Annotated in this window: 4 protein-coding genes and 2 pseudogenes; all 6 read right to left on the reverse strand. The window is 59.5% G+C overall.

Translation table 11 applies throughout. The features are described from left to right. Window positions 1-152: 152 nt before the first annotated feature. Window positions 153-2009 carry a GmrSD restriction endonuclease domain-containing protein gene (locus VK682_RS26920; RefSeq protein ID WP_324782952.1) on the reverse strand — a complete coding sequence of 619 codons (1857 nt, stop codon included), beginning with the start codon at window positions 2007-2009 and terminating at the stop codon, window positions 153-155. Between the two features lie 54 nt (window positions 2010-2063). Then, complete coding sequence (locus tag VK682_RS26925; RefSeq protein ID WP_324782953.1) at window positions 2064-2561, reverse strand: hypothetical protein; 498 nt, start codon at window positions 2559-2561, stop codon at window positions 2064-2066. Beyond that, window positions 2561-3706: a helix-turn-helix domain-containing protein gene (locus VK682_RS26930; RefSeq protein WP_324782954.1), complete on the reverse strand. Its 1146-nt coding sequence runs from the start codon at window positions 3704-3706 to the stop codon at window positions 2561-2563. The genes VK682_RS26925 and VK682_RS26930 overlap by 1 nt, the downstream gene beginning before the upstream one ends. Window positions 3707-3875: 169 nt before the next feature. Further along, a pseudogene (locus VK682_RS26935) lies at window positions 3876-4277 on the reverse strand (phage distal tail protein, Rcc01695 family); the annotation flags it as partial. Window position 4278: 1 nt separating this feature from the next. Continuing rightward, window positions 4279-4443, reverse strand: a pseudogene (locus VK682_RS26940) (phage tail tube protein); the annotation flags it as partial. Between the two features lie 76 nt (window positions 4444-4519). After that, on the reverse strand, window positions 4520-4906 hold the full coding sequence (locus VK682_RS26945; protein WP_230798287.1) for an acyl-CoA transferase: 387 nt from the start codon (window positions 4904-4906) through the stop codon (window positions 4520-4522). Window positions 4907-4964 lie beyond the last annotated feature (58 nt).

The raw sequence follows: 4964 nt of genomic DNA on the forward strand, positions 1-4964 counted from the left end.
CCTCACCGCGGGGCCTTTTGCCGTCCGCATGCCAGCTCAACAATAGGTCAACAAACGGGCCAAAACTACGTGCGAAAACAGTGCGATAGTGGCCGCGCCGGATCAAAACTGCGTCAAAACCACAATCGAACATGCTTGGCAGGAAAGGCGGCCTATTCGGCCGCCTCAAGCCCCTCGGCCTCGTCCTCGATCATGTCCTCGACAGGCTCGTCCGTCGCGGCCCCGCGATAGATCGCCTTCCCAGTCGCCACCTCGATAAGCCCGAGCAGTGCCTCTTGGCGCCGACCGACGAAGCCGTCGAAGTCATCCGACCGTAGCAGCTGCGGATCGATCAGGTGGCTCTCAAGGTGGGTATCGATGGCGGCGTCGGATGCCGCGCCCTGCTTCGGCAGGCGCGCCAGATATACAGACGGCGCATCACCGCCCACGATCCGGTTCGTCTTTGAACTGAGCGGTGTCTTGTTGATGATGGTGTCATACCGCTCCCGCGCGATGCCGTTCTTCTGGCACCAGGCGCGCGGGAAGATGTGATGGATGTCGACGGCCTCGTCGAAGTAGCTGGTCTGGTTGTAGCTCTGCCCCGACAAGAAATCTCGGGCCTGCTTGTGCATCAGCAGAGCATGAACACCCTTGTAGGCCGCGGACAGACGTGAGGTCATCGTCTTCAGGCGTTCTGGCCGGAAGGCCGAGTCCTTTACCGTTGTCGGCTCCGGCCCGCCATCGATCCATGCGAGGACATCGGCAAGGTCCTTGGCGAAGCGGGTCTCGATAGCCCCACCATAGAGCTCCCCGAAAACACCGCACCAGTACCACTGGGCAAGCTTCTGGCGCACCGCCTCCTGCGTCCAGCGATCGCCAAGTTCTGTGAGGATGGCTGCCAGCGGCACCAGTTGCGACTGATAGGGGACGTCCTTGAACCAAAAGATGTTCTGACCGAAGAGGAACTTCCCGGCCTTCTTGAATCCCTCCTCCAGCGCGCCCGAATATTGCTTGTAGGCGCCCAGGGGCACGCTGAGCACGGTATCTCGGGTGCAGCTAATCGCGGGAGCATCGCCGGGCAACTGCGCCGCCAGATGGTTCCGGCGGCGATCCCGGGTGAACAGAAGCGCCAGCGCCTGAAAGAAATCGGTCGGCTGCAAACGCGTCAACGGATGTTCCTTGAGGGCGATCGCGTCCTTCAGGGTCTTGGCGATCTTGGTCCATTCCTCGCGCAGCAAGAATCCTTCTTCCTCACCCGCATAGATCGCTGTGAGCAGTTCGAACGCGTCGAGCTTCTTGCCGCCCGTGTTCACCTTCTCGAACACAAGGCAGACGGCCTCGCGGCTTGTGCTTTTGCCAAGCTCGATCACCGGCATCTGATACTGGTGGAAGGCAGACAGCACCTCGTTCAGGAATTTGAACCAGAACTGCATCTTGTCTGGGGCGTATTGCCAGTATGCGGCGAACTTGGTAAGCGAGTCGTTCCAATCGAAGATGCGGTTGGTCGGGAACATGCACTGTTCGAACTCGGCCTCTTCGGTCGTCAGATCCCGGACGACCTCCTTGCCGAAGTTCCGCGTCTCGATTTTGCTCTCGGGGATGCCCACGAAGGCGTCGATCCGGTCAACGCCCTCGTCCAGGGCGCGCCCCATATCGATGTAGTAGAAGCGTTTGATCTTCTGCTTCTTGGTGTTCATCGTCTCGACAACGCTTCGGCGCATCGTCGTCTGATAAAGCGAGGTCAGGCGTTGCTGCCCATCCAGCAGCAACGACTCCGGCGCGACGCCTGCGCTGCCAGGCGGAGCGCCTTCAATGGGGCGGGGTTTGAACTTCACCTCGCCGCCCGCCTGCAGGGTCATGATCGCTCCGACCGGGAAGGACCGGGAAATCGAGGCCAGAAGGCCCCGCAGGCCCTCGTCGTCCCAGACCCAGCCGCGCTGGAAATCCGGCAACTGGATCAGCCCGTCGCGCGCACGCTTCAGAAGGTCGTCCAGCGGCTTCTTGGTGCTGTCGAATTCTACCCGTGCCATTCTTGAACCCTTCGCACCAATTGTTTCGCCAACCTCCCTTTTAGAGGCCTCAATCTAAAGTAACCCTTGGTTGAGCTTGTACAAAACCTCTTCCAGCCATCGCACGGAATAATGCTGCTTGATGTCTTTCTTCATGCCAAGGCAGTCCAGCATTGCTTCTAGCGACACGAGGCGCGCACGCTGACCAAGCATAAAACCGGTTTTCATGCTCGCCTTGTCCGGACCACAGAGATACCAAGCGTCAGGCCTTTGCCACGCATGGACCCACAAGTCTCGTTCACCGGGGTCAAGCTCGGGAACACCTACCGGCTTGCCAAGTTCAAAGGCCGCACGGTCGAACTCTTCTACCGTGTAAATCTTGTGGAATGCTGCTCGAAGCTCCGCGTCCGACACTGGTGGATAAATGCGCTGAGCTTTTCCGGTTTGAGCTTCCACGACACATGCGTCGACTGTCTCTACAAGGAAGCTCTTTGAAATGGCATTCCAGCATCCTGTTCGATGCGCCTCGATGATTGCGCAGGTGTCGACGAGAACAACATCTCCACGCTTCATTACAGAACCAGCGGGCTTTCGATACCATGTTGCTGGAAAGTGCCGTCGAGCTCATCAAGTGAGACATCGAGCAGTACCGACACCCGTCGCTCAGAAATCAGTGCCTTGTTCAGTACTTGTGCGAGAACAGAAAGGTATTTCAAGCTGAAGAGCGCTGGGGGACTTGTATCCTTCAACCGACCGCCATTGAACGCAAGCCAGTCCGTAGCCGCGACTTCCTTGGCGAAACCCTGCGGCACCTCTTGATTGTTGACCAGCCGCCAAAGGAACGCAACCGACGAAACTCTTAGTTCACTGGCTGATTCATTTACCCAGTCAATGAAGCGGTCGTCGTCGTAGCGAACTTTGCCGTAGTATCGCTCCATGACGTAAGAAGGCATGAGGAGTCCGGATGCGAACTTTTCTGCAAGCTGCTCAACGCGCTTGTTCTTCGGATTAGAGCCATCGATATATTCGGGTGGCATGGCTTCCCAAGTTAGCAAATGGAAAATCTCATGCGCGAGATCGTAATGTCGCCGGGATGGGGGCTCATTCCGGTTTATGATAATGGCATTCATTTCAGGTAAGCGACAGGCAGCGCCAGAAATGCCTGCTTCCGTGTCTGCCATGAGCACGATGGCGCCAAGGTCTTCTTCGGCCGCAGCCATCAGTCGATTTGCGGGAACGTCGCCGAGATTAAGTTCCTCGGCGACTGCTTCACCGGCAGCCACTGCATCTTCGAATGATGACCCGCGCGTCAGTCTCAATTCTTTCTGTAGCGTATAAGCGTTTTGGCCTAGCTGGTCGCACCAAGAGCGATACGCGCCTATCCACTGTCCTGCCTTCGCTTCAAAGGCATCAAGGCGCATAGGATCGACGCCTGTTTGCCTCCACGAAAAAAGGCCCTTGCCAGCAAGAAGGTAAGGGTTCGTAAAGTAGTCCAAACCAACCCCAAAGATTGCGGTGAAGCGCACCAGCTCTTCAGCGCTGACCTTTCTCTGGCCGGTTTCGATGTTCGAGACGATCTGCCTGCTTTCGACGCCGAGCAACTCTGCAAGTTGCTCTTGGGACATTGATCGGCTCTCCCTTAGGTGCTTAAGGCGCTCCGCTAGGACCATTAGTCTCACCCTGTTTCTACCCGAGCTAGGTATCTTGCGAAGTGACATGTTGCAAGATTTTCTTGCGAAGAAGTGAACGAGCGGACCTCAGTCTGCTTCTGTACGATGCAAGACCATGACTTAGCACTTCTGTCCGGCGTCAGGTTCGTTCTCTGACAACATACCCCGCCACGAAATTCACCGCCCCCTGTGCCAGCGCGAGCCCACCGGCGACGAGTGAGGCCCCCACTTCCCCACCGCAGGCTTCGGAGATGGTGCCCGCAACTGGCTTGATGATCGTTCGCGTCCAGGATCGCGCACCGGAGGCATAGGTCTTGGTTAGGGCAAAGGTGGTGGTCGATCCGTTGCCGGTGCCGATGATCTGGTCGGTGGGCCCGGGCGCCGCAGAAGGCAGGCAGGACTTGTAATCGGACCAATCTTTGAACCGAAACGCGTGCAAGCGACCGTTGCGGGCTTCAAAGAAGGCAACGACCGCGGCCAGATCGTCGGCCCGGCGCACACCATAGGAGACGTCATAGCGGCGGCGCGAGTTGGCCCAGGAGGCGTTCCGTTCCTCGTCGCCAGAGGCCAGTTCGACGATGCGTGTGCGGCGTTCCGGCCCGCCCTTCGCGCCGCGGCTGCGGGTCGCGGCCGTAGCCGAGGAGTTCGGGCGACAGGAGCCCCTGCTCGGAGCCGAGGGTCGTCGTGGCAAAGGGCATCCGGCGATAGCCGCTGGCGGGCGGCGTGCCGTAAACGGATTCAAAGGCGAACGCGACTTGCGTCCGCGCGCCGGGCTGGCGGGCCATGGGTCAGTCCTTTCGGAGTTGGTCAGAGAAGCGGGTCGGTTGTGGCGTAGGAGAGGATCACCGGGATCACCGCGGCCTACAGACCCTCGTTGCCGTCGATTGCCAGCAGCACCGGTTCCGGCGCCTCGGGCGTGATGTAGTCGCAAAGGCCGCCCAGCGTCCGGTCGGCGGTGAGCGCTGTGCCGATCGCAAGGCGGAGTGCGTCGAACGCAGCATCTCGGGCGGCCGGGGTGCCATCTACCACCACTTCGATCTCGGCCCGGTGTTCATAGTAGTAGCCGGGCGGGGAAAGCCACACCTCCGGCGGCCCCGGGTCGCCATCGCGCAGGATCACCACCCCGGCGGCAGGCACCTTCTCGGGCAGGATCGCATTGCGCAGCACCTTGGCACCGGGCGGCATCGCGCCGGACAATAGGCTATGAAGCGACGCGAGCAGGCGCTCGGTTGTGGATTGCGTGGGCATGGTCGGCTGATCTGCCCCCTGAGAACTGGACCGTTTGAAGCCGGAGTTTTTCGCTACG

It is taken from the genome of Salipiger marinus, from assembly GCF_035481585.1.
Lineage (GTDB): Bacteria > Pseudomonadota > Alphaproteobacteria > Rhodobacterales > Rhodobacteraceae > Salipiger > Salipiger marinus.

Excerpts from the sequence above, each read along its gene's own strand:
- VK682_RS26920 (WP_324782952.1), bottom strand. The coding sequence starts at position 2,009 with ATGGCACGGGTAGAATTCGACAGCACCAAGAAGCCGCTGGACGACCTT.
- VK682_RS26925 (WP_324782953.1), bottom strand. The coding sequence starts at position 2,561 with ATGAAGCGTGGAGATGTTGTTCTCGTCGACACCTGCGCAATCATCGAG.
- VK682_RS26930 (WP_324782954.1), bottom strand. The coding sequence starts at position 3,706 with ATGTCACTTCGCAAGATACCTAGCTCGGGTAGAAACAGGGTGAGACTA.
- VK682_RS26945 (WP_230798287.1), bottom strand. The coding sequence starts at position 4,906 with ATGCCCACGCAATCCACAACCGAGCGCCTGCTCGCGTCGCTTCATAGC.